Origin of the sequence: Mycobacterium sp. E2238 (genome assembly GCF_001672665.1) — a bacterium.
Lineage (GTDB): Bacteria > Actinomycetota > Actinomycetes > Mycobacteriales > Mycobacteriaceae > Mycobacterium.
In genome coordinates this window covers 1-23,287 of sequence record NZ_LZKF01000060.1, presented here as the reverse complement: position 1 = coordinate 23,287, position 23,287 = coordinate 1, and the positions used below count along the sequence as shown (strand labels likewise).

Here is a 23,287-nt window from a genome sequence, read left to right as displayed (position 1 = left end):
AGCCTACGCGCGGGCGGCATGCAGGGTCGTCGATGATTGCACCGGGGAGTTGGCCATGTCAGGCAGGACGTTTTCATTCGAGATCAACCGCACCAGCACCGCACCCGCCGCGACGCTGTTTCGGCTCGTGACCGACGGCGCCAACTGGTCGAAGTGGGCGAAGCCCATCGTCGTTCACTCGAGCTGGGCCCGGCAGGGCGATCCCGCGCCCGGTGGGATCGGGGCCGTCCGCAAGGTGGGCATGTGGCCCGTGCTGGTACAGGAAGAGACCGTCGAGTACGAGCAGGACCGCCGGCACGCCTACAAGCTCGTCGGTCCCCCGACTCCGGCCAAGGATTACTCGGGCGAGGTGGTCTTCACGCCGAACCCGACGGGCGGGACCGACATCCGCTGGACCGGCTCGTTCACCGAGGGGGTGCGCGGGACGGGTCCGGTGATGCGGGCCGCCATGGGCGGAGCGGTCCGGTACTTCGCCGGCCGGCTGGTGAAGGCCGCCGAGCGGGAATCGAGCGGCGGGCGCTAGCACCCTGGCATGGCGCGTGACGGCCGCGCTCGGCGGCCGCCACGCTTCGATTCACGAGCTACGGGTTGTTGAACTGGTTCTCGTACGTCTGCTGCTGCTGCATGTCCTGATTGAACTGCTGCTGGGCCTGCTCGTTCTGCTCTTCCGCCTGCTGCATGGACTGTTGCAGCTGCTGCTGGTCGAGCTGCTGCTGCAGTTGGGCCTGGTCGTCGTCGTCATCGGCGGCAAAGCCGCCGGAGAAGTTGGGCGGCGTCTGGGGCGATACGGCCACGTCGGTCAGGCGCATCGGTGCCTGCGCCGAGCCGAAGAGGGTGAGCAGGGCGGCGGACGCGGCTCCCGCGATAAGGAGGCGCCCCATTCGTCGCCGGCGGTGGTCAGCGGTGCGGGCGGTCATCCTTCGGTTATGCGCCGAGACTTTAGCTGCCGCCTGGGTGGCGGCTGTTCCCCGAATATGAAGTCCGCCCGCTACTTCGCGTCGACCTCGTCCTGATACTTCTTCGTCATGTGCGCGACCGCGTCCAACTGCGACTGCGCCAAGCCCTCCCGGGCCTGTCCGGCGCGCGCGGCGGCGTCCAGCGTCGGCTGCGCCTGGCCCTGGAAATGCGGCATGACTTCGGCGGCAAACAATTCGGCGGACCGTTTGGTGGCGGCCGGGTTGGCCCACTCGTGGCCCATCTGCAGCATGCAGCCGAACCCGCCGGATTGATCCCACAGCCGCTGAACCTGCTCGCGCGCCCGCTCGGGCGTGCCGATCACGCCCGCCCCGTTTTCGTTGATGACGTCGATCATCTCGTCCAGCTGGTCGCCGGGCATCGTCATCTGCGGGAAGGCGGCCACCTTCTGGAAGTACCGGAACCACGGCTCGATGCCGAACTTGACCTCTTCCCGGGCCTGCTTTTCCGTTTCGGCGAGGTGGAACAGGCCGACCAGGCTCCAGTTCCTGCGGTCGACCTGCGTGCCGAAGGCCGCCGCGCGCTCCTCGACGATGCCCCAGTGATACGAGAGCGCGTTGAAGCCCTCGACGGTCAACGTCGCCCCGATGGAGAGCAGGCCGATGCCATGCTTGCCCGCCAGCCGCGCACCCGTCGGCGACGCGACGGCGGCGACCGACAGCGGAATTCCGCCGTCCGAGTACGGGGCAAGCTGCAGCTTGGCGTCGAACAGCTGGTGCGTGGCCGTCTTGGCGCTCACGGTCTCCCCCGCCAGCAGCCGGACGACGATGTCGAGATTCGTTTCGAGCAGCTCGCGGGTGTCCGTGGGGGTGAGCCCTATCATCGACGAGTCGCTGGGCAGTGAACCCGGGCCCACGCCGCCGATGATCCGGCCGTGCGTCAGGTGATCCAGCAGCATCAGCCGGTCGGCGACCCAGAGCGGATTGTGGTACGAGAGCGAAATGACCCCGGTGCCAAAGCGAATGCGTTTGGCGCGCTCGGCCGCGGCCGCGATGAAAACCTCGGGCGAGCTGATGATCTCGCTGCCGGCCGAGTGGTGTTCGCCCATCCACACTTCGTCGAAGCCGAGGGCGTCGAGGTGCTCGATGAACTGCAGGTCGCGCTGCAATGCGAGCGTGGGGTTCGTACCGGCCCGATGGAACGGGGCGATGAAGTATCCAAACCTGAGCTTCGCCATTGAAGTCCCCTTGCAGCCGAGTTGGGCAGAACCATAACCCGAATGCGGTGCCCGGCCTAGGGCGTTGGCGCCGCCGAGTTCGGCGAGACCGAGTTTTCAGCCGGCGGGGCCAGGTAATCCCGGCCCCGCCGACTACGGGAACAAGTCTTTGTCGCGGTGCGTTAGGGCGGGTTCAGCGCGCGGACGTCAATAGCCGCCGCAGACGTTGCCGACGCACCCGCCGCCGCCACCCGGGCCGCCGCCGCCACCGCCGACACCGGGGATGCTGCCGCCTCCGCCGCCGGGGCCGCCGCCACCCGTGGGTCCGCCGGGAACGCCGCCGCCACCGCCGCCCGGACCACCGCCACCGGTCGGTCCGCCGGGAACGCCGCCGCCACCGCCGCCGGGGCCGCCACCGCCCGTCGGGCCGCCCGGAGCGCCGCCGCCGCCACCGGGCGTGGACGGAGCCACGCTGGACGACGGCGTGGTCGTCGGGGTGGTGCTGCTGCTACTCGGCCCCTTATTGCCGCCGCCGCACCCGACCGCAAGCACGAGCATCGCCGCACCACCGAAGAGCGCGACCGAAGTCCTGGCTGCTGATGTCATCGAAGTCCCCAATCCCCACTTGCGCCACGGCAACTGGTTCTTTCTCCTTACCCCGGCGCGCACCCGGGCAAACGGGATTCGATGCGGGACTTCTGCCCGGAAACGCCGATGGCCCATCCCGCCGGGGATGGGCCATCGATACACGCGGTTCGGGCTAGCAGTCGAGACCGGACACGCAGCCGGCAAGCGTGGCCGAGTGCACGCCGGCTCCGGTTGCATCAGGCGGGGCCAATGCGACGCGGGACGAGGAGTGCGTCGCCGGCGCCCCCGCGCCGCCCGTCGGGCCGGCACTTACTCCGCCGAATACCACTGCCAACATCACCGCGGTCATCCCGCCGAACACGGCAGCCGCCCTGTGGGTTTGCACCTTCATCAGCCGCTCCTTCCGGTCCCAGCGTGTCTACGAGGATGGCGCGCAGCCATAGCACAAATCTACACCTGTGCAATTATTGCAACAAGACAGATTGTGTCGGTTACGGCTTGGGTCACCCGCGGGCGCACCGCGAGGGCTGTGATCGTGCCGCCGGAAGAGGAAAGCGCGACAGAGTGGCCGCCTTAGGAGCCGATGGCCCATCTCGGGCTAATGGGCCATCGGCGAGCCAAATCGTATCCTCGGACAACAGTTGCAGTGCGGGAATTTGCTGCATCGAGAATAAGAAATTTTCTTATTCGTAAATTGGATACCGCGTTCGGCGCATCAGCAACTGCACTCAGCCCTGTGCCACCTGGGCGAACGGCATCCGCTCCCTAGGCTTCCTTGGTGATCAACTTGCGCAGCGCCACGCGGTCGGGTGTCAGCAGCTCGGCGATGCGCGGCTTGTTCACCTCGGCGACGATGATCTCGCCGACCTCCTGATAGACCTCGCTGAAGATCCCGTGGGACTTCATCTTCTCGGTCTGGTAGAGGTTGTCCTCGGTCGGCGTGACGTAGTAAACCGCGTCGGCCTTGAACCGGTGCACCAGCCAGAGGTGAATCAGCGTCATCAGGCGCTTCTGGCGCAGCTTCTCGGCGAAGGTGTTCTGGTCACGCACCTGCAGGATGCTGCGGCCGTGCCGGTCCTTGATGGGATCGACGACGACGTTGGCCAGCTGCTCGTCCCCGTTGCCGTAGATGCCGAGCTCGAGAACGTCCGAACCGGCGCGGCGGGGCCGCAGGGTCACCCGCAGCTTTTCGCCCAGCTGGTAGTTCTCGCTCCACAGCGCCAGCCACTCCTCCAGCAGCTTCTTGGGCACCTCGGTCTGGGCGAGGTGCTGATGCTGGGTAGAGCCCTTGCCCATCGCCTTGGTGGTCGCCGTACGCCCGGACGACGCCTGCAGCGCGGCGTCGCTGCGTGGCCCGCCGACGAGCGTCTGCGGGGTCCGGTAGGGCGACTCGACCAGGCGCATCTTGCGCTGCAGCCGAGCCAGCGCCAGCATGCCGTCCTGCTGCAGCGACGTGGCGAACTCCTCGGCGGCAACACCGTCGATCTGGTGGCCGCCGTAGGTGATGAAGTTGAAGACGAAGCCCATCTTGCCGAGCTCCTCGGGGAAGCGCTTCATCTCATCGTCGGTCATCCCGGTGGTGTCCCAGTTGAAGGACGGAGAGAGGTTGTAGGCCAGCATCTGCTCCGGGAATTCGGCGTGGATCGCGTCGGCGAACTGGCGTGCGTCGGCGAGATCGGCGGTCTTCGTCTCCATCCAGAGGATGTCGGCGAACGGTGCGGCCGCGAGCGACTTGGCGATGGCGTACGGAATGCCGCCGCGGATCTGGTAGTAGCCCTCCGGCGTCTTCGACAACTCCGGGTCCCACGGCGGGTCGACGCCCAGTTCCTTCGCCTTCTCCCGTGCGGTGTAAAGCGATGCGCGCGCCGCGAACTGGCGCCACTCGTCGGGGGTCATGCTCGGCGACTCGTCTTCGGTCTCGCCGAACGAGAGCACCTCCGCGACGGCCTCGCCGTAGGTCATCAACCCCGCGTCGTCCTCCCAGGCGGCCACAAAGCGCGACTCGACCTGGTCGAAGAGGTCGTCGATCGAACCTTGCCCGTCCTCGCGCCGGGCGTTCACCGCGTCGGAGATCAAGCTCTGGATGCCCTGACGCTCCAGCCAGGCGGTGGCGGCGCCGTACTCGGAATCGGGCAGAGCGTAGAGCAGGTGGCCGTTGAGTTCCTTGACCCCCAGCTCGTAGAAGCGCCGGACCATCGCCAGGAAACACGCCTTGTACGACGGGATGTCGAAGTTGGTGGCGCCGAGCAGGAACGGCTGATCGCGCTCGTCGGCGCGGCTGTCGATCAGGTTGGCCGCCTCGGCATCGGTGCGGGCGACGATGATGCCGGGCACCTTCATGACGTCGAGCTGGAACCGGGCCGCGTTGAGCCGCTTGATCTGTTCGTCCGACGGCACCAGCACCTTGCCGCCCTGGTGGCCGCATTTCTTGGTGCCCGGGCGCTGGTCCTCGATGTGGTAGCCGGCCACGCCGACCTCGACGAAGCGGCGGATTAGGTTGCGCACGTGCGGGTCACCGCCGTGGCCGGTGTCCGCGTCGGCGATGATGAACGGCCGGTAGTCGTACGCGGGCGTGGTGGCGCGCTGCCGTTCGGTCATGTTCAGTCGCTGGTATTGCTGGTTGCGGTCGGCGGTGAGCAGGGCGCGCACCAGCACCGCTGCGTCGTCGGGCACCTGGCTGAGGGGATAGCTGGCGAGGTCGGGACCCGGGTCTTCGGTGGTGGAGCCCTTGGCCGAGGTCGCCCAGCCGCCGAGGTAGATGCCCTCGATGCCCATCCGCTTCATGGCCACCGCCTGGCCCGGCGAGTAGGGGCCGAACGTCGTGATGCTCTTCTTCGCGGCGAACAGCTCGCGCAGCCGGTCGTAGAAGGCGGCGGCCGCGTTGCGCGCCACCGGGTAGTCGGTCGGGATGGTGCCGCGCTGCTCGACTACCTGGCGGGCCGTGTAGAGACGCGTGATGCCGGCGAAGCGCGGGTCGTCCATGTAGCGCTGCGTGGCGGCGATGTCGTCTTCGAACGATGTCCGGACTTCGGTGTCCGAGTCAATGATGGCCATGGCCCTACGCTCCTCTTCGGCACGATTCCCCTGGACGGAGTCTATCCCCGGAGATGGCCTTTCAATCAGGGGCCGAAAGACCCATGCCAAAACTGTTGCCGGACGCCTGTATCCGCAAGCCGGCGACGGCGTGGCACGGCCGCGGGGCGCCGCCCGGGCGGTCTCGGCGCGCACCGCTTGCGGCGCAACACCTTTCGTACGCGACCCCCGGCTCAGCCGGGGCCGCCGGCCGCGCGCCGGGTCAACCACTCGCGCTGGCGACGGACGAACTCCGCGCCGACGACCCTTCCGTGGCCCGGCACGTACACCGCGTCCGGCCCGCCGACCGCGAGCAGCCGCTCGAGGGTGGCCGGCCACGCCGCCAGGTCCGAGTCGGCGTCGATCGCGGGATCGGCGGACTCTTCGACCAGGTCGCCGGTGAACACGACGACCGGGTCGTCGGCTCCCCCGGGGGCGACCACCACGAGATCGGAGGCGGTGTGGCCACGGCCCAGATGGGCGATCGTCACTGCGCGATCACCGAGGCCGATGGTGGCGTTGAAGACCCCGCGCCGCGGGGGTCGCAACGCCGCGATCGCCCGATCTATCTCCGCGGCGTCGGCGCCGTGGTCCAACGCGTCCTCGCGCATCCGCCCGGTTCCCGACGACAGACATTCGGCCACCTCGGGCGCGCAGTAGATGTTCGCGTCGGCAAACACCGAAGAACCCAGCACGTGGTCAAAGTGCTTGTGGGTCAAGACGATATCGCTGACCGGGCGGCCAGCGAGCCGTCGCACGCCGGCGTCGATTGCGCGCGCCTCGGGCAGCGTCGTCCCGGTGTCGACAAGCAGTACTCCGGTGCTGCCCCACACGAGTCCGACCGTGACATCGCAGAACGGCAGCCGGCAGCGACGCACGCCGGCCGTCAACCGTTCCCAGGCGAGATGCACACCCAGCAAGCTAGCTGAGCATGTCGTAGATAGTTGACGTGTTGGCAGAAGCCGGAGACAAGGCCGGAGAGAAGGTATTCGCGATGCGCGCAGTCGTCATCACCAAGCGCGGCGGTCCGTCGGTGCTGCGGGTCGAGCAGCGGCCCGATCCCCCGCCCCCGGGCCCGGGGCAGCTGCGGGTCGCGGTGCGCGCGGCGGGGGTCAACTTCGCCGACCACCTCGCCCGCGTGGGCCTGTACCCCGATGCGCCGAAGCTGCCGGCGGTGGTGGGCTACGAAGTCGCCGGGACCGTCGAGGCCGTCGGCGACGGTGTCGATCCGGGCCGCGTCGGCGACCGGGTGCTGGCGGGTACCCGCTTCGGCGGCTATGCCGAGATCGTCAACGTGGCTGCGAGCGACTCGGTGCCGCTGCCGGCCGCGATGAGCTTCGAACAGGGCGCCGCCGTCCCCGTCAACTACGCGACCGCATGGGCCGCGCTGCACGGATACGGGTCGCTGCGCCCCGGGGAAAGGGTGCTGGTGCACGCCGCGGCCGGCGGCGTCGGCATCGCGGCCATCCAGTTCGCGAAGGCCGCCGGGGCCGAGGTGCACGGCACCGCGTCACCGGCGAAACACGAGAAGCTGGCCGAACTGGGGGTGGACCGGGCGATCGATTACCGCCGTGACGGTTGGTGGCGCGGCCTGGATTTATACGACGTGGTGCTCGATGCGCTGGGTGGCACCTCGCTGCGCCGGTCCTACGCGTTGTTGCGGCCGGGCGGACGGCTGGTCGGGTACGGGGTGTCGAACCTGCAGCATGGCGAGAAGCGCTCGCTGCGGGCGGCCGCCCCGCATGCGCTGGCGATGCTGCGCGGGTTCAACCTGATCGACCAACTCTCGGAGTCCAAGGCGGTGATCGGCCTCAACATGCTGCGGCTGTGGGACGACCGCGGCACGCTCGAGCCGTGGATCACTCCGCTGGCCAGGGCGCTCGCGGAGGGGACGGTCGCTCCCGTCGTCCATGCGGCGGTGCCCTTCGCCGAGGCGCCGGAGGCGCACCGCATCCTGGCGGCCCGGGAGAACGTCGGCAAGGTCGTCCTGTTGCCGTGAGTTTTTAGCGGCGCCGCAGTGGTTATCTATCTGCCATGGCTGTCACCGAATCCCGCGAAGTCGTCATCGAAGCGACACCGGATCAGATAATGGATGTGCTGTTCGACATTGAAGCGCTGCCCGAGTGGTCCTCGGTTCATCAGAAGGTGGAGGTTCTCGAGCGGGACGATCAGGGCCACCCCCTCAGGTCGAAGCAAGTGGTCAAACTCGTCGGCGTCAGCGACGAGCAGGAGTTGGCGTACACCGTCCACGACGACGGCGTCAGCTGGACTCTGGTCAGTGCCAAACAGCAACGCGCGCAAGACGGTCGCTACACCCTGAAGCCCGACGGAGACTCCACCCGGGTGAGCTTCGACCTCACCGTGGACCTGTTGATGCCGGTGCCCGGGTTCTTGATCAAGCGAGGCTCCAAGAGCCTCATGGACACGGCCACCAAGGGATTGCGTAAACGCGTGCTGGAGCGCAAGGGCGGCAAGTAGGGGCACCCGGCCGTCAAATCCGGCGCTTCCGGATGGTGGCCGCGCGAGCGACACTGTCCGTATGAAACCGACACCCGTGAGCAACTTTCGGCGGGTCGCATCGATCGCCGGTGCGTTGACGATCCTCGGAGCGGTGGCCGGCTGCGGCGGCCACGGTGACACCCGCATGACGGCGCCGTCGACGCCGAAGGTCACGACGCTTGGGCGGACCGCCCGGGCCGCCCCCGCCGAGGGGCCGTTGAGCATCACCAGCCCAGCGTTCAACGACGGTGCGCCGATCCCGGTGCAGTACACGTGCAAGGGCGCAAACATGGCGCCGCCGCTGACATGGTCGGCGCCGTTGGGGGCGGCACTCGTGGTCGACGACCCGGACGCCGTCAACGGCCTCTACGTGCACTGGGTGGTGGTCGGAATCGGCCCCGGTAGCGGCAGCAGCGCCGACGGCCAGACGCCGGCCGGCGCGACCACCCTGCCGAACACCGCCGGAGAGACCGCATACAAAGGCCCCTGTCCGCCGGCCGGAACCGGCACGCACCACTACCGGTTCACGCTCTACCAGCTTCCCAACGACTACCGGCTGCCCGACGGGCTCGCCGGCGTGCAGGCGGCGCAGGCGATCGGCGGCGCGGCAACCGCCCAGGCCCGGCTGACCGGAACGTTCGCGGGCTGAGCGTCAGGCCATCTCGTCGAGCGCCTGATAGCCGGCGTTATAGCCAGGCGTGAAGGTGATGCCGGGACCACCGTGGCATCCCGCACCGCCGAGGTAGAGCCCTTCGATGGGAATCGGAAAGTCGAGGAACCCCTTGGGGCCGGGCCTGTTCGGGCCCATCAAGTCCGGATGCAGCAGCCCGTGGCAGAAGTCGCCCGCGGGCGCACCGAACATCGTGTTCATGTGGTAGGGCGCAAAGGTGATGTGCCGGATCACGATGTCCTTGAAATTCGGGGCCAACCGGGTGATCTTGTCGATAACACGCTGTGCCATAACATTTTTGAGCTGTCCATGATCGTGGCGGTCGACTTCGACAGGGAAAGCGTAAGCGTAGGCGCTCGCGGCGTGCTTACCGGGCGGCGCCATCCCCGGATCATGCACGGACGGTATCTGCATTCCCATCGACGGGTTGTCCGGGACGATGCCCCGACGACAGTTCTCCCAATGCAGCTGTTGTTCTTCGGGATCACCGAAGATCCCGACCGACTGCTGCATGCCTTCCTCGTTCAAAAACTCATAGGGCGGCGCGAATTCGGGCAGCCCGTCGAGGGCGAAGTGGATCTGCACGAAGGAGGCGCGGTGGTCTCGTCCGCCAAGACGTGAAATGAGCTCCCCCGGCACATGTTCGGGGGCGATCAGCTCGGTGAGGGTGACGTCCGGCGCGAGGTTGGAGACCACGATCGGCGCGGTGAGCGTCGAGCCGTCACGCAACCGCACCCCGGTCACGGCGCCGCGGTCGACGAGGATCTGCTCGACCTTGCTCCGGAACCGGATCTCACCGCCGTGGGAGACGAAGAGCTCACGCAGGTGTTCGGTGAGCGCGCCGATGCCGCCCTTGAGTTTGGTCATCATCGCCGTGCTGTCGTCCGGTACCGCCAGAGCGAATGCCAGGCAGGTGGCACTGCCCGGAGTGTAGGGGCCGCGGTAGGTCGAGTTGACGGCAAGGAACGCGAGCATCCCCCGCATGACGGCGTGCTTGTCTTTGTCGGGCAGGTAGCGGTCGATGACGTCCATCGCCGAGCCGAACAGCATCTCGTGAATGGCGCGGCGTTCGGCGTCGTTCGCCGCGCAGGCGTACATCTCGTCGAGGGTCTTGGGCGGTGTGCGAACGTCGAAGCGGCCCAGTGCCTTTGCGGGTCCCTGGCTCCACCCGATCAGTTCGGCCATGCCCGTGACGGCCTCCATGCCGTGCTTCTCGGCCAGGTGCGTCATCAGCCGCATCGGGTCGCGGTAGAAGATCGTCGCCTCCTCGCCGTGGTCGCCGATGTTGGTCGACATCACGTCCGGCTCCACCGTGGGCAGCGTGTCCAGCCCGAGATCCTTGGTGATCTGGCTCGCCGTCGGGAATTGGACGGAGCCGGCGATCTCGTACCGGAAGCCGTCGATCAGTTCGACGGTCGCCGCCATGCCCCCGGCATAGGTGTTGCTTTCCAGGCACAGCGTTCGCACGCCCGCGCGTTGCAGTACCGCGGCCGCGGTCAGCCCGTTGTGGCCCGCTCCCACGACGATCGCGTCGCAGTCCGACATGGCGTCCTCCCTCGATTGGCGCGTGACAAGAATATGTCAGTACTGACACAATCGGAAGATGTCAGTTCTGACAAGTTTCGGCCGGCTGGGATACCATTCCTGGGGGATGAACGCGCCGACGAACCGTCATGAGCTACGCCGACGATCGACGCATGAGGCGCTGCGCCAAGCGGCATTGAAAAGCTTTGCGCGCAAAGGGTTTACCAACGTCACCGTGACCGAGTTGGCCCGCGAGGCCGGCGTCACCGAGCGGACTTTCTTTCGCCACTTCCCCACCAAGGAGGCGGTGCTCTTCCAGGATTACGAGACGCAGCTGGCATGGCTGGCCGAGGCGCTCGCCGACCGTCCCGCCTCCGAGTCGCTCTTCGATGCGGTGCTGGCGAGCGTCGCGGCCTTCCCGCACGACCTCGAGGTGGTCCGCCAGGCCGCGACGGCCCGCGCGGAGTTGATCAGCGCGGAGCGCATCGCGAGCCATCTGCGCGTCGTGCAGTCGTCGTTCGCCGAGGTGCTGACCGATTTCGTCAGGGATCGCAACCCGGGTGTGGCGAACATCGATCTGCTCGCCGAGGTCACCGGCTCCGCCCTGGCCGCCGCTCTGGTTGTGGCAGTGGAGAATTGGGGCCGCAACGGCTGCATGGGCGACCTCGGCGAACTCGTCGCGTCCAGCCTGGAGCTGCTTCGCTCGGGTTTTGCGCCGCTCGCCTGATCCGTTGAATGTGCGCCCACGGTGGCGACACGCCGAGCAACGCCGCCGTCAGCGCACACTCAAAGCCGTGAGCGCACACTCAAACGCTTGCCGCGCTCTCGACGGCCGCCTCGACGAAGCGGCGCAGCACGGCGTTGCGGGCGCGCGGCAGAAACGCTAGCGAGACGGTGCTCGTGGGGGCTCCGCGCAGTGCGACGAACCGCACGCCGGGGTGGATGTTGCGCCGGACCGCGACGTCCGGGATCACGCCGATGCCGCGATCGGCCGCGACGGATTCGAGCCACTCGTCGAAATTGGTTGTCTCAACGATCGTTTTCGGTCCCTCCCCCGCCGGCCATGACCATGGCCCGGTGGTTCCGCTGGCGGTGTTGACGACCAGCGGCCACTGCGGGACCTCGGCCCAGTCCAACTCCGATCTGATGGCCAGCGGCGAGTGCACCGAACACACGGCCACGCGGGACTCGTCGAAGAGGTGCACCACCCGCACCTGGGTCGCCGTCACCTGGCCGCGGACCACGGCGACGTCCACCCTGCCCCGCTGAACGGCGCTCAGCGCATCGTCGGTGCGGACCAGCCTGACCGTCGTCCCGGTGGCCCGCTCGAAGCGGGCGACGGTGTCCTGGGCCCACGGGTCGGGCAGCAACCAGCTGAATCCGAGGCCGATGCTCGCCTGCCGGCGTACGGCCCCGAACGCCCGCTCCAGCTCGGCGAGGACTCGCTCGACGTGGTCGAGGAACGCCCGCCCGGCCTGGGTGGTCTCGACGTGCCGCGAAGTGCGGTCCACCAGCGCCACGCCGAGCGCGTCTTCCAGTTGGCGGATGGTGCGGCTGAGCGCCGGTTGGGTGATGCGGAGTTCGTCGGCCGCCTGCGTGAACGACCGCAGCCGCGCCACCGCCTCGAACGCCCGCAGGTGGCGCAACTCGACCCGACCGCTCGCCAACGCGCCCATGCCTGGCAAGCATAGATCGATTACAGCAGGCATTTCACAGGCCCTCTCGACGGACCTACCGTCGTAGCCAGGACATAGATCTTAAGGAGACGAAATGCCGCTGCTTTACATCGACCTCATCGAGGGCCGCACGCCGTCGGAGGTCAGGGCCTTGCTCGACGCGGTACACGAGTCCGTCGTCGAAGCGTTCGGGGTGCCGCCGCGCGACCGCTATCAGGTGGTGCGCACCCATCCCGCCCACGAAATCGTCGCTTTGGATACCGGTCTCGGCATCAGCCGCTCGTCGAACCAGGTGATCATCAACGTGGTGAGCCGGCGGCGCACGCGGGCGATGAAGGAGAAATTCTACGAGCTGCTGGCGACCAATCTGGCAGAGCGGTGCGGCCTCGACCCGGCCGACCTGATCGTCGCTATCACCGAAAACGGCGACGAGGATTGGTCTTTCGGACACGGCCGCGCGCAATTTCTCACCGGGGAGCTGACATGAGCCTCGACACCCGGCTCACGGAATTCTTCGGCATCCAACACCCCATCGTGCTCGCCCCGATGGCGATGATCTCCGGCGGCCGGTTGGCCGCGGCGGTGACCTCGGCCGGCGGCCTGGGCCTCATCGGCGGTGGCTACGGCGACGCGGAATGGTTGCGGCGCGAATTCGACCGGGCCGGCGGGGCAAACGTCGGATGCGGGTTCATCACCTGGAGCCTGGCCCGGCGGCCCGAGCTGCTCGACGAGGCCCTTGCCCGGCGACCCGCCGCGATCATGCTCTCCTTCGGTGACCTGCAGCCGTTCGCCGACCGCATTCGCGCCGCCGGCGTCCCACTCATCGCGCAGGCGCAGAAGCTCGACCACGCGCGCCGGGCCCTGGACGCCGGCGCCGACGTGGTGGTGGCGCAGGGCGGCGAGGCAGGCGGCCACGGCATGACCGTCCGGTCCACCTTCACGCTGGTGCCCGACGTCGTCGACCTCGTCGCCGACCGCGCGCCGGACACGCTCGTGCTGGCCGCGGGCGGGGTGACCGACGGGCGCGGGCTGGCCGCCGCGCTGGCGCTCGGCGCCGATGGCGTACTCGTGGGCACCAGGTTCTGGGCGTCCCCGGAGGCGTTGGTGTCCCCCCGCGCCCACGAGCGGGCGCTGGCCGCCGGCGGGGACGACACCGTCCGCACGCGCGCCTACGACCTTGTGCGGCGGCTGGATTGGCCGGCCGGATACAACGCGCGGGCGCTCGGCAACGCCTTCCTCGACACCTGGCACGGCAACGAGGATCAGCTGGCGGCATCGCTGCCCGAGGCGGTCGAGGATTACGAAAAGGCTGTCGCGGCAGAGGATTTCGACAGCGCCGCCATACTCGTCGGCGAGGGGGTGGGGCTCGTCCGGCGAGTCCGGCCCGCGGCCGACATCGTGGCCGGCATGGTCGAGCGGGCCGGCCGCATCCTGAATCGCACGACCGGGCCGGGCTCAGTACAGCGGTGACCAGTCCGACGTCCGCAGCAGGCGGCTCTGCCACTGGTCGCGGTACTTGAGGGCGTCGAACATGTAGCTTCCCGGTGCCCGGTGCTCCGGCGGGATCTCCTTGGTCAGCAGGTGGACCAGTGCGGCGTAGTTGTTGGAGTCGTCGATCTTCTGCCACAGCATGGCCTCTCGGCGCCGGCTGCTCCCATGCGCCACCTGGAAGCACGCCTGGATGTCGAGGATGCGCATGCGGGCCGGCGCCTGGGACAGCGGCCGATAGTAGATCTCGTCCCAGGACCGGATGTAATCGTCGAGCGGCGCGTACGGCCAGCCCGTGTCTTCCATGAACATCGTCAACGGGTGCGTCTCACCCGTGGTCGGCACGCTGGCCAGGTCCACCGTCTGCAGGGGTGACCAGGTAACTGGCAGCAGCAGCTTGCCCGTCACCTCGTGACGCAAATTGTCCAATTCACGTATCCACGGCTGGAGGTCACCGCGCTGAGCTCGGCGAGCCAGCCTTTCCCACGCCGCGCCGTCGACGATGCCGGTGATGGTGACCACGTTGTAGGACAGCCCCGAGCCGTGGGCGTGATTGGTGTACCAGAGCAGCCTGGCGTCGTCACCGGCGGCGAGCGTCGGCATCCAGCCCTCGCGATACGCGGCCTCGAATTCGTCCTGCCGCGCGCCGACCACTTTGTGGGTCTCATGCAAAAACAGCATCGGAACTCCTTGCCGTCAAGCGTCTTTGGCGATCAGCGCGGCGAGCTCGCGGCGGTTCACCTTGCCGGTCGAGCTGTAGGGGATGTGGTCGACTATCGCCAGCCGCTCGGGCAGTTTGAAGTAGGCGATCAAGTCGCGACAGTGCGCTCGCAGCTGTTCGAGGGTCACCGGCGCGCATGCCGTCACTGCCACCCCCACTCGCTCGCCGAGCTCGTCGTCGGGGATTCCGGCGACCGCGACGTCGCGCACCGCCGGATGGGAACGAAGCGCTTCCTCGACCTCGATCGGCCCGAACTTCTCGCCGCCACGGTTGATGGTGTCGCTGAGCCGTCCGCTCGGGAACAGGTAGCCGTCGGGGTCTTGGCGGGCGAGGTCCCCGGTGCGCAGCCAACCTTCGGTGACGTTTTGGGTGCTGTTCACCCATAGCTCGCCGACCGTTCCGGGCTCGACGTCCTCCCCCGTCTCGGGGTCCACCACTCGCACGTCGACACCGGGCAGCGGCCGGCCGACCGATCCCGCGCGGGCCGGATCGCGGTGATCGGCGGGCATCAGCGTCGTGTAGGCGCCGAGGGTCTCGGTCTGCCCGAATACGTTGGCGAACGCCACATGTGGGAGGGCATCCATCGCCCGGCGCACCAAACTTATCGGCGCGGCGGCGGCGCCGTAGGCGACGGCGACCAGAGACGACAAGTCGGCGCCGGCGAAGTCGGGATGGTCGAGGATGCGCTGCATCATCGCGGGAACCAGGAATGTGGTGGTCACCCGATGCTCGGACACCAGGCGCAACCACTCGCCCGCGTCAAATCGCCGCTGTACCACCGACGTATTGCCCGAATACAAACTGCCGAGCGTGCCCAGTGCGCCCCCGACGTGGAAGAACGGGACGCACATCAGCCCCACCGAGGGTGCGGCGTCGGCGCGGAACGGTGCCGCCATCCCCTTGATCCGCCTTATCAGCTGCCGGCCGCCGATCCCGACCGCCTTGGGCAATCCCGTTGTCCCGCTGGTGAACAACACAAGGGCGTCGCCGCCGGCGTCGTCGCGCGGGGGCGGCGGCACAGCGGCGCCCTCCAGCAGCTCTGCGCCCAATACCGTCGGCGCACCGGCCTCGCGGAGCCGCTCGGCGTACGGCTCCCCCGCGACGGCCACCTCGGCGCAGCCCGCGCTCGTCATGAGGCTGTGGAGTTCGGGCGGGGTCAGCGCGGGGTTCATCAGCGCCGCGGCGGCACCGATGCGGGCCGCCCCCAACACGGTCGCGATCGAGAGCACACTTCCGCCGTCGACGACTGCGACGCGTTGGCCGGCCCCCACGCCCCGCTCGGCCAGGCCGGCGGCACAGCGGTTCACGGTGCTCGCCAGCTCGCCATAACCGATCGAGCGTCCATCGACGATGAGCGCGACCCGGCCGGGATCGCCATTCGCGGCGGCCTCGAGCATCGTTCCGATAGTCATCGTGTGCGGCTCAGTAGAAGGGTGACCATGCGGAGGTGCGCAGCAGCCGACTGGTCCACTGGTCGCGCAGGTCGAGAGCGTCGTGCATCCACGTGCCCGGTGCGCGGTATTCGGCGGGAATCCGCGTCTGGAGCAGCCCGAGCAGCTGATCGGGCCGCTGGATGCGCTGCATCAGGACGACCTCCCGGCGTAGGTGGCTGCCCAGCGCGGGCTGAAAAGCCGCCTGTACCGCCAGCATTGACGACGGTCGCCGGAGGCTCTGCGCATACACGTCGCCGCTGCGGGCGATGTATTCCTCGAACTTGTCCGGATAGGGCCACATGGTGTCTTCCATGTAGAGGGTGAGTTCGTGCTCCCGGCCGTCGACCGGCACCTCCCCCAGCGGCTCGTCCTGCAGCGGCGACCACGGCAGAGGCGCCAGCAGTTTGGCCTCGACGTCGTAGCGCAGCTCATCCAGCTCGCGCATCCACGCCTGCAAATCACCCTGCTGCACCCGGAGCGCAAGGCGCTCCCACGCCGCCCCGTCCCGAACGGCGGTGACGGTCACGACGGTGTAGGACGGTCCGCTGCCCTGGGCGTGGTCGGCGTACCAGAGCAACCGGGCGTCGTCACCGTCGGCGAGCATGGGCATCCAGCCCTGTCGGAACGCGGCCTCGAAATCGTCTTCGCAGCGGCCGCGCACCTTATGCACCTCGTGCATGAACAGCACGCCGAGACGGTAACTCCGAACGCGTTGTCGGGTCTACAACCGCGCGATTACGCCCTGGACAGTCGAGTTGCGAACTGGTTTGCTCGACTCAGTAATTAACTCACCGGGCAGGAGTCGCCGATGGCCCGTCTCAACGTGCCGGATGGCCCCGGCGGCGAAGCCGCCATGATCTGGACGCTGCGGCCGCAACTCGGCGACATGGTGGAGCGGATGATCCGCGGCGCCTACCAGCAGAGCGTTCTGCCGGCCGACGAGCGCGAGCTGGCCAGGATGCGCATCGCCCAGATCAACGACTGCGTCGCATGTTCGGACTTTCGGGCCCAGTCGGTGCTGGACGCCGGGGTCACGCCGGAGCTTTACGACAACGTCGCGGCGTACGCCAGCTACCCCGGCTACACGCCCCGCCAACGGCTTGCCATTGAGTACGCCGAGCGCTTCGCCACCGATCATGGCTCGCTGGACGACGCCTTCTTCGCGCGGCTGCGCGAGTCGTTCTCCGACCCCGAGATCCTGGATCTCACCCTGTGCGTTGCGGTATTTCTGGGCCTGGGCCGCTCGTTGACCGTGCTCGGCGTCGACCAGTCTTGCGCAATCGATCTGTAGTAAGGAGCCGAATGGACCTGGCGACCGTCGACGAATTGCTGACGACGACGCGGTCGGTGCGTAAGCGCCTCGACTTGGACCGGCCGGTCGGCCGCGAGGTGATCCTCGAGTGCATCCGGCTGGCGATGCAGGCGCCCACGGCGAGCAATGCGCAGGACTGGCGCTGGCTGGTGATCACCGACGCCGACAAGCGCGCCGCGATCGGCGAGATCTATCGCAGCATCGGCGCCGAGTACCTTGCGTACGCGACCAAACAGGCGTCCGACCCGCAGACCCGGCGCGTGTACGCCGGCGCGCTGGCCCTGACCGACACGCTGGGCAGGGTCCCCGTGCACGTGATCCCGTGCCTGGCGAACCGCATCGACAACTCCACTCTGCTGACCGCCGCGTCGGCGTGGGCGTCGATCATCCCGGCCGGCTGGAGTTTCCTGCTCGCCCTGCGGTCGCGGGGGCTGGGATCGGTATGGACGACGATGCATCTGGCCAAGGAACGGGAAGTGGCCGAATTGCTCGGTATCCCGGACACGGTGACGCAGGCCGCCCTTTTCCCGGTGGCCTACACGATCGGTACCGACTTCCGGCCGGCCACGCGCCCGCCCGCGGAAACCGTGACGTTCTGGGATAGCTGGGGAGACGGCTGATGCAGTCCTACACCGTGCGATTTCACGTCGACGCACCGCCGGCGAAGGTGTGGCGGGTGCTGCATCCGCCCGCGCCGCCGAACGCGCCGCGGCCCCGAGTCCTCAAATGGCCCACCGGCAGCATGGAGATCCTCAACGAGGGCAACGAGGCCGGCGAGGGCCTGGTCCGCACCTGCGTCTACCCGGTGCCCAAGTACCTGCTGTCTGGAGGCCGGGCGCGGTCGTGGGAGACCGTCACAGAGGCGGAAACCAACAAACTGTCACGCTACGTGGCCGTGGGCGCGCCGCTGTGGTCCCGGGCCGAGGGTTATCACCTGCTCGAGGAGCAGCCCGACGGCACGACGGTGCTGACCTTCCACGAGACCTATCACGCCTACAACCCGCTGCTGCGGTTCTTCCTCGAACGCCCGGTGCACGCGAAGATTTCTCGGGACAACCTGGATACGTACGAGCACGCGCTCGGCTACGCCGGCCGCGTGCGGCGGCTCCCCTAAGGGCTTCGTAGGGCGCCGTGACCATGGGTTACGCGTCCGGGGGCGCCGGCCGGCGGATGCCGCTTTGCGTGAATTCGGCTGCTCAGCCCGGTACGCTGACGTGCTATGGGGATTGAGGCTGGTGTACCGAGCGCGGGGCGGTTGGCGCTCGCGGCACTGATGATTGCGGGCTGGGCGGTGTCGGTGGGCGTCGCAGCGGCCGACCCGGACCCGAGGGGACCCGCACCTGGACCGCCGCCGTCGTCGGCCTCACCGGCACCCTCTCCCGCCGCCTCGCCGGCCGCCTCACCGGCACCGGGACCGAAGTCGAGCATCGATAAGGACGGCATCTACAACGTCGGGTCCGACATCGTGCCGGGCATTTACAGCTCCGGGGGCCCCGCCGACAACGGCACCTGCTACTGGAAGCGGATGGGCAATCCGGACGGCAACATCATCGACAATTCGATGAGCAAAAAGCCTCAGGTGGTGCAGATCGACCCGACCGACAAGGCGTTCAAGACCTCGGGTTGCCAACCGTGGCAGCTGACTCCGGACGCAACGCCGCCGCCGACTACACCGCCGGCCGGTGTGCAGAGCACGCTCGGCCTCCTCAACGGCCTGCTCGGTGGCGGCCAGGGCGGACAACAGCCTCCGCCGCCCGCCCCGCACAACTGACGGTTCCTGACGGGCCGTGGCCAGTGCGCAACAAGTTGTCGTCGTCGGCGCCGGTGTCAGCGGTCTGACGTCGGCCGTGTGCCTGGCCGAGGCCGGCTGGTCGGTGCGGGTCTGGACGGCCGCCACGCCACAGCACACGACCTCTAAGGTGGCGGGCGCGGTATGGCTGCCGCCGCGGCCGGCGGAGCGCGCAAGCGGCACGTTGGATTGGACCGAGCACTCCCTGCAGGTCTTCCGTGAACTCGCGGACGACGCCGACTCCGGCGTTCAACTGTCGCCGGCGATGGCGGTCGGTGAACTGACTGCGGCCGAGGCGATGTCGTCCGCCGCGGCGTTGATCCCCGACCTGCGCCCCGCCGACCCCGCCGACCTTCCGGGCGGCTTCGGCAACGGCTTTCGCGCCACGTTGCCGATGATCGATATGCCGCACTATCTCGACTACCTCACCCGGCGGCTTGCCGCGGCCGGCTGCGCAATCGAGGAGCGACCGGTGCGATCACTGGCCGAGGTCGCCGATGCCGCGCCGATCGTGGTCAACTGCGCCGGTCTGGCCGCGGGATCCCTGACCGGCGACGAAACGCTGCGCCCGCTGTTCGGCCAGCACGTCGTGCTCACCAACCCCGGTCTGCGGCAACTGTTTCTGGAAATCAACGGCGGGCCGGAATGGACCTGCTACTTCCCCCACCCACAGCGCGTCGTGTGTGGCGGCATCAGCATCCCCGGCCGCTGGGACACCATCCCGGATCCCGACGTGACCGACCGAATCTTGCACCGCTGCCGCCAGATCGAGCCACGGCTCGCCGAAGCCGAGGTGATAGAGGTCATCACCGGGCTGCGTCCCGACCGCCCCTCGGTGCGGGTACAGGCCGAGCCGCTAGGACGGGGCCGGTGCATCCACAACTACGGCCACGGCGGCAACGGCGTGACCCTGTCGTGGGGTTGCGCGCGCGACGTGGTCCGTCTGGCCGCACAGCAGGAGGCGCGGTGAGCATTGACTACACGCTGGACGCCCACATCGCCACCATCACGATCAACCGTCCCGAGACCCGCAACTCGCTGGACATGGAACACTTCCGCGACCTGGCCCACGCGTGGGCGGCGTTCCGCGATGACGCCGGCGCCTGGGTGGCGGTGATCACCGGTGTCGCACAAGACTTTTGCACCGGCGCCGACCTGAAGAAGTTCATTCCCGAGCTCACCGGCGATCTGCCGCAGCCCGAGGGGTGGAACAAGGACGACGCCATCCACGCCGTACTGCACCGCTTCCCCGTCTACAAGCCGATCATCGCCGCGGTCAACGGCACCTGCGTCGCGGGCGGCTTCGAGATGTTGAGCTCAACCGACATCCGGGTCGCCGTGCCCGCCGCGCGATTCGCGGTGATGGAACCCAAGCGCGGCCTTTTCGCCGGTGGCGGCAGCACCGTGCGGCTGCCGCGTCAGATGCCCTATCCGCTGGCGATGGAGTTGCTGCTGACCGCCGACATGGTAGACGCGGAGCGGGCGCTGGCGATGGGGCTGATCAACCGCGTCGTCCCGCCCGGACGCCTGATGGATACCGCGTACGACTACGCCGAACGCATCGCGGCGAACGCGCCGCTCGCGGTGTCCGCGACGAAGCAGTCGGCCGTCGAGGGTCTGGCGCTCGACCTCGCGTCGGCGTACGACAACGAAACCCGGCACAGCGACCGCATTTTCGAGACACAGGACGCCAAGGAAGGCCCGCGGGCATTCGCCGAGAAGCGTCCGCCGCGATGGCAGGGCCGCTAGCGCCGGCTGACGTCCCGAATGATCAGCGACAGCACCCAGCTCACGATGGACAACACGATCGCGGCCCAGATCGCCGTCCACCAGAAATGATCGATCTGCAAACCCCAGTGTGTGGTGTGCTCGGTGATCCACGCGGTGATCCACAACATCAGTGCGTTGACCACGACATGGAACAAGCCCAGGGTCAGGATGTACAGCGGGATCGACAACAGCTGGACGACCGGTTTGATGAACGCGTTGACCAGACCGAAAACGATGGCGACGACGAAGATGATGCCGACCCGCTCCAGCTTCGTGTCGCCGCCCACGAACGTGATCCCATGGACGAACTTCGTGACCAGCCATAGCGCGAAACCGGTCAGTGCGGCGCGAATCAGGAAAGGGCCCATGCCCAAGATCCTCTCACCAGACGTGCGCGAAGCGCAGCCTGTCGAGTTGACTGCTGATACTGCTCGCTAAGCGTCGTCGCGCTGCGACGACAGGTACTTCACCATCTGGCACAGGTTGACGACGGCAGCGCTCAATTTGTAGATGGTGGCGTCGCGATCTGCCACGCACGCCTGCCAGTCGGCGAACTCCTGCGGGGGTTTCTGGTTGTCCGCGTTGAGGTGGATCTTCTGCTCGATCTGGTCGCACAGGTCCGCGAGGGTCAGCTGCCCCGGCGCGCTGATATCGGAGAACCATTTATCAGTCATGTCGGATGGCCGCCTCCCCAAAATTTCAGGTTGCTCACGAGAATATCGGGTCGTCTGTCACGAGGATTGCGCAGCCGCTCAATTCAAGTTGTAGAAGCGCTGCGCGTTCAACCCGCCGATCTTTTCGCGGGCCTCTTCGCTGATATCCGGGCGGGTCCGCAGGTGCTTGGTGCTTTCCGGCCATTCACCGTCCCAGTGCGGGTAGTCGCTGGCGAACATGATGAAGTCGGCCCCGAGCACGTCGATCACTCCGGGCAGGATCGGTTCCTCCGGCTCGCACGTCACCCAGATGTTGCCCGCGGACAGGTACTCGTGCGGATCGCGCTGCCAGCCACGTTCGACCCAATCGCCCCGCTTCTCGTAGTGCTCATGCAGGCGATCTATGAAGAACGGAACCCAGCCCGCGCCCGCCTCGAGGAAGGCGACCCGCAACCGCGGGTGGCGCTCGAAGACGCCGCCGGAGACCAGCGCCGTCATGGCCGTCATCTGGTCGAACGGGAAACTGATGCAGTGCACCTGAATGTAATTGGTGAAGCGGTCCACGCCGATCTTCGGCAGGTGGATGCCCGGGGCGCCATGAATGCCCAGCGGCATGTCCAGGTCGACCGCGGCGGCGTAAAAGGCGTCCAGGTCGGGGTGGTCGAGGTTACGCGTCTTGAGTGCCGGCGGAACCAGAGTCGCCACCAGCCCAAGCTCTTTCGCTTCGGTCATGACGTCGATCGCCGCCTGGCCGTGCTCGATCGGGGTCACCGCGACGCCGCGTAGCCGTCCACCCGACGGGGCGCAATAATCCGCGATCCACTGGTTGTAGAGCCGCGAGAACCCCGCCCCGAACTCGGGGTCCTCGAGTGTCGGGGCGCACAGGCCCAGGCTGGGGTACAACACCATGGTGTCGATGTGGTCGCGATCCGCATCCCCCAGCACGCCTTCGGTCGATCGGCAATGGATGTCGGGCGCCTTGCTGATGCCGTGTTGGGGCGGACAGCCGGCACCCGGTCCTTCGTCCACCGGATAGCTGCGGCCTTCGAACATCAGCCGGCTGCCATCGGCGGCGGGCTTGATGTACTGCGGCCAACGCTTGATCGCTTCGGTCGCCAACGATGGGTTCTCGGCGACATGTCCATCGGCGTCGATGATGCGCATGTATTCGCAACTTACTCTCGCGCCATCGCGCTCGGTACTGCACGATGCTGACGTGACAACTCAACGGTTGACCGCGGATCAGCGGAACTCATTCATCGCGGCGTTGTTGGGCTGGACGATGGACGCGTTCGACTACTTCATCGTCGTGCTGGTCTACGCCGACATCGCAAAGACCTTCCACCACAGCAAGGCGGAGGTCGCGTTCGTCACCACGGCCACCCTGATCATGCGACCGGTCGGCGCGCTGCTGTTCGGGCTGTGGGCTGACCGCGTCGGTCGGCGGCTGCCGCTGATGGTCGACGTGATGTTCTACTCCGTGGTCGGCTTCCTGTGCGCGTTCGCCCCTAACTTCACTGTGCTGGTCATCCTGCGCCTGCTGTACGGCATCGGGATGGGCGGCGAGTGGGGCCTTGGCGCCGCGCTCGCGATGGAGAAGGTTCCCGTCGAGCGACGCGGATTTTTCTCGGGGCTGCTGCAGGAGGGCTATGCGTTCGGTTACCTGTTGGCAAGCGTCGCCTCGCTGGTGGTGATGAATTGGCTCGGGTTGTCGTGGCGGTGGCTCTTCGCACTGAGCATCGTCCCCGCGCTGGTCAGCCTGATCATTCGCTACCGGGTGGAGGAGTCCGAGGTGTGGGAAGCCGCGCAGGACCAGATGAAGCTCACCAGCACCAGGATCCGCGACGTGCTGCGCGACGCAGCCATCATTCGCCGATTCATCTACCTGGTGCTGCTGATGACGGCCTTCAACTGGATGAGCCACGGCACGCAGGACGTCTACCCGACCTTCTTGACGTCGA

Annotated in this window: 28 protein-coding genes; 14 read left to right on the top strand and 14 right to left on the bottom strand. The window is 67.8% G+C overall.

The window, feature by feature from the left end; all coding sequences use genetic code 11:
* Window positions 1-55: 55 nt before the first annotated feature.
* On the top strand, window positions 56-523 hold the full coding sequence (locus A5711_RS04835; protein ID WP_067944512.1) for an SRPBCC family protein: 468 nt from the start codon (window positions 56-58) through the stop codon (window positions 521-523).
* A gap of 58 nt (window positions 524-581) precedes the next feature.
* On the opposite strand, the gene A5711_RS04830 is transcribed toward A5711_RS04835, so the two are convergent.
* From A5711_RS04830 to A5711_RS04810, 6 genes are all read right to left on the bottom strand, one after another.
* Window positions 582-917 carry a hypothetical protein gene (locus tag A5711_RS04830; RefSeq protein ID WP_156744786.1) on the bottom strand — a complete coding sequence of 112 codons (336 nt, stop codon included), beginning with the start codon at window positions 915-917 and terminating at the stop codon, window positions 582-584.
* Between the two features lie 71 nt (window positions 918-988).
* Complete coding sequence (locus A5711_RS04825; protein ID WP_067944510.1) at window positions 989-2,152, bottom strand: LLM class flavin-dependent oxidoreductase; 1,164 nt, start codon at window positions 2,150-2,152, stop codon at window positions 989-991.
* Window positions 2,153-2,338: 186 nt separating this feature from the next.
* A complete protein-coding gene (locus tag A5711_RS27145) occupies window positions 2,339-2,737 on the bottom strand; it encodes a hypothetical protein (RefSeq protein ID WP_068010242.1) in 399 nt (132 codons plus the stop codon).
* A 154-nt stretch (window positions 2,738-2,891) separates the two neighbouring features.
* A complete protein-coding gene (locus A5711_RS27140; protein ID WP_197520738.1) occupies window positions 2,892-3,110 on the bottom strand; it encodes a hypothetical protein in 219 nt (72 codons plus the stop codon).
* Between the two features lie 374 nt (window positions 3,111-3,484).
* Window positions 3,485-5,773 carry an isocitrate lyase ICL2 gene (gene aceA / locus A5711_RS04815; RefSeq protein WP_067944508.1) on the bottom strand — a complete coding sequence of 763 codons (2,289 nt, stop codon included), beginning with the start codon at window positions 5,771-5,773 and terminating at the stop codon, window positions 3,485-3,487.
* 212 nt (window positions 5,774-5,985) lie between these two features.
* Entirely contained in the window at window positions 5,986-6,702 is a 717-nt protein-coding gene (locus A5711_RS04810) for an MBL fold metallo-hydrolase (protein WP_067944507.1), read from the bottom strand.
* A gap of 83 nt (window positions 6,703-6,785) precedes the next feature.
* Here A5711_RS04810 and A5711_RS04805 point away from each other — a divergent pair, with 83 nt between their 5' ends.
* The 3 genes from A5711_RS04805 to A5711_RS04795 all read left to right on the top strand — a co-directional run bounded on the left by A5711_RS04805 (window position 6,786) and on the right by A5711_RS04795 (window position 8,939).
* On the top strand, window positions 6,786-7,790 hold the full coding sequence (locus tag A5711_RS04805) for a medium chain dehydrogenase/reductase family protein (RefSeq protein ID WP_067944527.1): 1,005 nt from the start codon (window positions 6,786-6,788) through the stop codon (window positions 7,788-7,790).
* Window positions 7,791-7,825: 35 nt separating this feature from the next.
* Entirely contained in the window at window positions 7,826-8,269 is a 444-nt protein-coding gene (locus A5711_RS04800) for an SRPBCC family protein (protein ID WP_067944506.1), read from the top strand.
* Between the two features lie 61 nt (window positions 8,270-8,330).
* On the top strand, window positions 8,331-8,939 hold the full coding sequence (locus A5711_RS04795; RefSeq protein WP_067944505.1) for a YbhB/YbcL family Raf kinase inhibitor-like protein: 609 nt from the start codon (window positions 8,331-8,333) through the stop codon (window positions 8,937-8,939).
* A gap of 3 nt (window positions 8,940-8,942) precedes the next feature.
* On the opposite strand, the gene A5711_RS04790 is transcribed toward A5711_RS04795, so the two are convergent.
* Complete coding sequence (locus A5711_RS04790) at window positions 8,943-10,505, bottom strand: NAD(P)/FAD-dependent oxidoreductase (protein WP_067944504.1); 1,563 nt, start codon at window positions 10,503-10,505, stop codon at window positions 8,943-8,945.
* Between the two features lie 106 nt (window positions 10,506-10,611).
* On the opposite strand from A5711_RS04790, the gene A5711_RS04785 reads away from it, so the two are divergent.
* Window positions 10,612-11,211 carry a TetR/AcrR family transcriptional regulator gene (locus A5711_RS04785; protein WP_067944503.1) on the top strand — a complete coding sequence of 200 codons (600 nt, stop codon included), beginning with the start codon at window positions 10,612-10,614 and terminating at the stop codon, window positions 11,209-11,211.
* 79 nt (window positions 11,212-11,290) lie between these two features.
* Here A5711_RS04785 and A5711_RS04780 read toward each other — a convergent pair whose 3' ends face one another.
* On the bottom strand, window positions 11,291-12,160 hold the full coding sequence (locus A5711_RS04780; protein ID WP_067944502.1) for a LysR family transcriptional regulator: 870 nt from the start codon (window positions 12,158-12,160) through the stop codon (window positions 11,291-11,293).
* 94 nt (window positions 12,161-12,254) lie between these two features.
* Between A5711_RS04780 and A5711_RS04775 the strand changes: the two genes are divergently transcribed.
* Window positions 12,255-12,647 (top strand): tautomerase family protein, encoded by a 393-nt coding sequence (locus A5711_RS04775; RefSeq protein WP_067944501.1) that lies wholly within the window; start codon window positions 12,255-12,257, stop codon window positions 12,645-12,647.
* Window positions 12,644-13,630 carry a nitronate monooxygenase family protein gene (locus A5711_RS04770; RefSeq protein WP_067944500.1) on the top strand — a complete coding sequence of 329 codons (987 nt, stop codon included), beginning with the start codon at window positions 12,644-12,646 and terminating at the stop codon, window positions 13,628-13,630. Before A5711_RS04775 ends, A5711_RS04770 begins: the two co-directional genes overlap by 4 nt.
* Here A5711_RS04770 and A5711_RS04765 read toward each other — a convergent pair.
* Genes A5711_RS04765 through A5711_RS04755 form a run of 3 tightly spaced genes read right to left on the bottom strand, consistent with a single transcriptional unit; the run spans window position 13,616 to window position 16,481 of the window.
* Window positions 13,616-14,329, bottom strand: a complete 714-nt coding sequence (locus A5711_RS04765) for a hypothetical protein (RefSeq protein WP_067944499.1) — start codon at window positions 14,327-14,329, stop codon at window positions 13,616-13,618. The two genes, A5711_RS04770 and A5711_RS04765, sit on opposite strands and share 15 nt — an antisense overlap.
* Window positions 14,330-14,344: 15 nt before the next feature.
* The gene (locus tag A5711_RS04760) at window positions 14,345-15,781 is read right to left on the bottom strand and encodes a class I adenylate-forming enzyme family protein (RefSeq protein WP_067944498.1); all 1,437 of its coding nucleotides are present in this window, start codon (window positions 15,779-15,781) and stop codon (window positions 14,345-14,347) included.
* 10 nt (window positions 15,782-15,791) lie between these two features.
* Window positions 15,792-16,481, bottom strand: a complete 690-nt coding sequence (locus A5711_RS04755) for a hypothetical protein (RefSeq protein WP_231987414.1) — start codon at window positions 16,479-16,481, stop codon at window positions 15,792-15,794.
* Window positions 16,482-16,610: 129 nt separating this feature from the next.
* On the opposite strand from A5711_RS04755, the gene A5711_RS04750 reads away from it, so the two are divergent.
* The 6 genes from A5711_RS04750 (at window position 16,611) to A5711_RS04725 (ending at window position 20,652) form a co-directional block, all read left to right on the top strand.
* A complete protein-coding gene (locus tag A5711_RS04750) occupies window positions 16,611-17,093 on the top strand; it encodes a carboxymuconolactone decarboxylase family protein (protein ID WP_067944496.1) in 483 nt (160 codons plus the stop codon).
* A gap of 11 nt (window positions 17,094-17,104) precedes the next feature.
* Window positions 17,105-17,734, top strand: coding sequence for a nitroreductase family protein (locus tag A5711_RS04745; RefSeq protein ID WP_067944495.1), 630 nt, complete (start codon window positions 17,105-17,107; stop codon window positions 17,732-17,734).
* Window positions 17,734-18,228, top strand: a complete 495-nt coding sequence (locus A5711_RS04740; RefSeq protein ID WP_067944494.1) for an SRPBCC family protein — start codon at window positions 17,734-17,736, stop codon at window positions 18,226-18,228. The genes A5711_RS04745 and A5711_RS04740 overlap by 1 nt, the downstream gene beginning before the upstream one ends.
* Before the next feature lie 105 nt (window positions 18,229-18,333).
* Window positions 18,334-18,885 carry a hypothetical protein gene (locus A5711_RS04735; RefSeq protein WP_067944493.1) on the top strand — a complete coding sequence of 184 codons (552 nt, stop codon included), beginning with the start codon at window positions 18,334-18,336 and terminating at the stop codon, window positions 18,883-18,885.
* Window positions 18,886-18,901: 16 nt separating this feature from the next.
* Window positions 18,902-19,873 carry an FAD-dependent oxidoreductase gene (locus tag A5711_RS04730; protein ID WP_067944492.1) on the top strand — a complete coding sequence of 324 codons (972 nt, stop codon included), beginning with the start codon at window positions 18,902-18,904 and terminating at the stop codon, window positions 19,871-19,873.
* Window positions 19,870-20,652 (top strand): enoyl-CoA hydratase/isomerase family protein, encoded by a 783-nt coding sequence (locus tag A5711_RS04725; RefSeq protein ID WP_067944491.1) that lies wholly within the window; start codon window positions 19,870-19,872, stop codon window positions 20,650-20,652. The genes A5711_RS04730 and A5711_RS04725 overlap by 4 nt, the downstream gene beginning before the upstream one ends.
* On the opposite strand, the gene A5711_RS04720 is transcribed toward A5711_RS04725, so the two are convergent.
* The 3 genes from A5711_RS04720 to A5711_RS04710 all read right to left on the bottom strand — a co-directional run bounded on the left by A5711_RS04720 (window position 20,649) and on the right by A5711_RS04710 (window position 22,490).
* A complete protein-coding gene (locus A5711_RS04720; protein WP_067944490.1) occupies window positions 20,649-21,041 on the bottom strand; it encodes a phage holin family protein in 393 nt (130 codons plus the stop codon). The genes A5711_RS04725 and A5711_RS04720 overlap by 4 nt on opposite strands.
* A 66-nt stretch (window positions 21,042-21,107) precedes the next feature.
* Window positions 21,108-21,347, bottom strand: coding sequence for a hypothetical protein (locus tag A5711_RS04715; protein ID WP_067944489.1), 240 nt, complete (start codon window positions 21,345-21,347; stop codon window positions 21,108-21,110).
* A 78-nt stretch (window positions 21,348-21,425) separates the two neighbouring features.
* Window positions 21,426-22,490: an amidohydrolase family protein gene (locus A5711_RS04710; RefSeq protein WP_067944488.1), complete on the bottom strand. Its 1,065-nt coding sequence runs from the start codon at window positions 22,488-22,490 to the stop codon at window positions 21,426-21,428.
* 52 nt (window positions 22,491-22,542) lie between these two features.
* Here A5711_RS04710 and A5711_RS04705 point away from each other — a divergent pair.
* The coding region (locus tag A5711_RS04705; protein ID WP_197520737.1) for an MFS transporter at window positions 22,543-23,287 on the top strand (745 nt) is incomplete at its 3' end.